Origin of the sequence: Moritella sp., from assembly GCF_033791185.1 — a bacterium.
Classification (GTDB): domain Bacteria; phylum Pseudomonadota; class Gammaproteobacteria; order Enterobacterales; family Moritellaceae; genus Moritella.
Genome location: NZ_JASJHF010000146.1, coordinates 1 through 3669, shown reverse-complemented (window position 1 = coordinate 3669; position 3669 = coordinate 1). Strand labels below are relative to the sequence as shown.

The window sequence follows — 3669 nt, the reverse complement described above, 5'->3', positions numbered from 1 at the left end:
CGAATAGGAAGCCGAAAGATTTAATGACTGCAGCTAGGCTCTTTACTAGAGGCGCAGCTTGAAAACTGTGATGGATTTTTAACTCTAGGTTTATGGATAATTCTTTTTCAAGACAAATTTGTAGAGCTTCTTCTAGCGTGGGTATTTTTTCATTTCTAAATGCAGATTCAAACCAACTACCCGCATCTAATTGCTTCAATTCGTTAAGTGTAAATGAAGCCAATTTACCCGAACCGTTAGTGCAACGGGCCACCGTTTCATCATGAAATAAAACAGGGATACCGTCAGCGGTTAATTGCGTATCTATTTCTACCCAATTAAGTCCCTCATCTGCCGCTCTTTTAATGCTGGCCAGTGTATTCTCTGGTGCCAGTGCAGCAGCACCACGATGACCTACAATCATAATCCCTCACAATACATTCATATGAAATAAAAAAAAGTAGTCTATTGTTCTACGAATAAACAGTATAAATTCAATCATACTAACCGAATACACCAGAATACTTTACAATTTGATAACATGATCACATGCTCATATGAAACTTTAAATGCTCGTATGAATGCGAAAATAAATAATATATGGTACATCATCTAAAAATCAACGAAACGTAAACAGTCGTTCTCATACGAGCGCGAAAATAAGCACATTTTACCTAACTACGAGAGGGTTACGATAATGAAAAAGCTACTACTGGGTACTATATTAACGGCAACAACGATGTTTGGGTTTGGTGGAACTGCCATGGCCGCATCACAAGATCCCGTTAACATCAATATGAGTTTGGTGTTCACCCAAAATGAGCTGCTTACACAAGAGCTGATTAAAGTTACCGATAAGATTCGTACTCGTACAGACGGTGGCGTGAATATCAAAGTATTCCCTGGTGGGCAGTTACCAGTATATAAAGATAACCTTGAGCAAGTCGTCAACGGTGCAGACTGGATAGCAGTTGAAGATTTAAGTTATCTTGGCGATTATGTGCCGGATTTTGCAGCACTTGCTGGCCCGATGCTTTATAACTCTTATGACGAATACCTCGCTATGATGAAAACCGAATATGTTGCTGACTTAACAGCCCAAGCTGAGAAAAAAGGCATCAAAATTCTGACCGCTGATTATATGTTCGGTTTCCGCCATATGATCTCTAATAAAGAGATAAAAAATTCGGCTGATATGAAAGGTATGCGTATTCGCGTACCAGGAAGTCAACTGTTCATCAGTACTCTAGCATCAATGGGCGCTTCTCCGGCTTCGCTGCCTTTCCCTGAAACCTATGCAGGTGTACAGCAAGGTGTTGTTGACGGTCTTGAAGGTTCAATCTTAACCATGTACTCAACTAAGATGTACGAAGTGGCAAAAAACATGTCATTTACTAAACATTTCTTAGGCACAGTAGGCTTATATATCTCTCCTAAAGTTTGGGATAAGTTGGATGCTGAGCAACAGAAAATTGTGATGGAAGAACTAGCTGCAGGTGCAACCTCTAATACCAATGAATTAGTTAAGCTAGATGCGGAGTACAAACAGAAGCTTGAAGATTTGGGCGTCACTTTTAACGAAGTTGATACCGCTGAATTTGGTAAGCTTACTGCAGACGTATACAACCAGTTCCCAGCATGGAGCGAAGGTGTTCATGCGACTATTAACGCTGAACTGGAGAAAATCCGCGCAGCTAACTAGTCGAATAAACAACTTGCAGTGTCTTATTCTTGTAATACGAAGAGGCACTGCCAATAGCGCAGATTCATGGAGTAAAAATGCGTTTTATAAAAAACTTTGAAGAAATCTTAGCCTCAATCGCTATTTCTATAACGGTTTTAATGGTTATCATTAACGTATTCCTACGTTATGGCTTCGGTTTTGTTGTGCCTTGGAGCGAAGAGCTCTCTGTCATATGTTTCATCTGGGCCGTCTATTTCGGCATCAGTTCTTGTTACAAACATAGATTGCACATGGGGGTCGACGTTGTCATAGCCTTTCTACCTGATGCCGCAAAACGACCTTTCCGCCTAGTAATATCCTGTTTCTTATTAATACTGAATATTATTTTGGCTTACCTCAGTTATGATTACACAATGTTATCGACCAAAGTGACACCTGTCATGGGCATGTCCTACTTTACTATTAACGGTGTGTTGTTTGTTTGTTTTTCTCTGATGGCGATTCATACCCTGAAATTTATCAAAGATGATTTGATAGGTTCAGATGTAAACTCGTCGGCACACTAGGCGACTTAAGTGGACATTTATTTACCGATTATCCTTCTGTTTGTTTTATTTCTTTTGAATGTACCCATCGCATTTTCTTTAATTGCGTCATCATTGGTGTACTTTCTTTTCATAAATACATCCATTCCGGTGAGTTTGGTGATGCAGCGATTTATCTCTTCTGCCTCTTCCTTTCCATTATTGGCGATACCCTTTTTTATCATGGTCGGCTCGATCATGAATTACGCAGGGATCAGCCGAAGTTTACTCGCTTTTGCAGATTCGCTAATCGGCCACAAGGTTGGTGGCTTAGCGCATGTAAATGTACTGCTTAGTACGCTAATGGGTGGCATATCAGGCTCTGCAAATGCCGATGCTGCCATGCAGTCTAAAATTTTAGCTCCTGAAATGACCAAACGTGGCTACGACCTTCCTTTTACAGCCGCAGTAACCGCGGCTTCGTCGAGCATCAGTCCGGTTATTCCGCCTGGTATCAATTTAATTATTTATGCATTGCTTGCTAACGTTTCTGTGCATTCAATGTTTATTGCAGGTTATGTGCCAGCTCTGTTAATGGCTGCGTCATTAATGTTTACCATCGCCATTATTTCGAGAAAACGTGGATATAAACCTTCACGTACATCGCCAGCACCTGCAAAAGAGCGTTTCCACTATTTTGCCAAGGCTATTCCCGCATTGCTGATCCCCTTTGGTATTATTCTGGGTATGCGCTTTGGCCTATTTACGCCAACCGAAGCTGGTGCAATCGCAGTTTTGCTATGTGCCATTATTGGCGGCTTAATCTACCGAGAATTAAAACTCAATCATGTCCCTATCATCTTAAAAGAGACCATTCAGGGCACCAGTAGTGTCATGTTTATTATTATTGGCGCGATGGTATTTGGCTATTACATGACCTTGGAGCAAATACCACAAAACGTGGCATCTGCACTGGTTCAATTAACCGATAATAAACTGGTACTACTCCTTATCATTAATGCGCTTCTTCTGATCGTAGGTATGTTTATTGAAGGTGGTGCAGCGATGATTATATTAACGCCATTGCTGTTACCTGCTGTACTTAATCTCGGTGTTAATCCGGTACATTTCGGTGTTATTGTGATCGTTAATATCATGATTGGAGGGGTGACGCCGCCATTTGGCTCCATGATGTTCACTGTGTGTTCAATTCTAAAAGTACGCTTGGTGGACTTTGTGCGTGAAGTGGCACCTTTATTGCTCGCACTGTTAACCGTACTAATGATTTTGACCTTTTCAGAAAGTTTGGTCATGTTTTTACCTAATTTACTGTAACCCATTGAGGAAGAAAATATGAAATCGGTACCGAGTCAACTAACAAAAGATTGGGAAACGGTGGACTGGTTCTTAACCGACGTCGAAGACACTCTGACTTTGGAAGTTAAAATTCCTCCTGAGACCATAATTGCATTAAATGATATA

Annotated in this window: 4 protein-coding genes; 3 read left to right on the top strand and 1 reads right to left on the bottom strand. The window is 40.8% G+C overall.

Going from position 1 to position 3669, the window contains the following annotated elements:
• The coding region (locus QNK26_RS08635; protein ID WP_319222254.1) for a glycerophosphodiester phosphodiesterase family protein at nucleotides 1-403 on the bottom strand (403 nt) is incomplete at its 3' end.
• Nucleotides 404-676: 273 nt separating this feature from the next.
• Here QNK26_RS08635 and QNK26_RS08630 point away from each other — a divergent pair.
• The 3 genes from QNK26_RS08630 to QNK26_RS08620 all read left to right on the top strand — a co-directional run bounded on the left by QNK26_RS08630 (nucleotide 677) and on the right by QNK26_RS08620 (nucleotide 3522).
• Nucleotides 677-1681: a C4-dicarboxylate TRAP transporter substrate-binding protein gene (locus QNK26_RS08630; protein ID WP_319222253.1), complete on the top strand. Its 1005-nt coding sequence runs from the start codon at nucleotides 677-679 to the stop codon at nucleotides 1679-1681.
• A 77-nt stretch (nucleotides 1682-1758) separates the two neighbouring features.
• Nucleotides 1759-2229, top strand: a complete 471-nt coding sequence (locus QNK26_RS08625) for a TRAP transporter small permease (protein ID WP_319222251.1) — start codon at nucleotides 1759-1761, stop codon at nucleotides 2227-2229.
• Nucleotides 2230-2238: 9 nt separating this feature from the next.
• Complete coding sequence (locus tag QNK26_RS08620; RefSeq protein WP_319222250.1) at nucleotides 2239-3522, top strand: TRAP transporter large permease; 1284 nt, start codon at nucleotides 2239-2241, stop codon at nucleotides 3520-3522.
• Nucleotides 3523-3669 lie beyond the last annotated feature (147 nt).

What these genes read in the sequence shown, in the direction of transcription:
- QNK26_RS08630 (WP_319222253.1), top strand. Translation starts at nt 677, where the DNA reads ATGAAAAAGCTACTACTGGGTACTATATTAACGGCAACAACGATGTTT.
- QNK26_RS08625 (WP_319222251.1), top strand. Translation starts at nt 1,759, where the DNA reads ATGCGTTTTATAAAAAACTTTGAAGAAATCTTAGCCTCAATCGCTATT.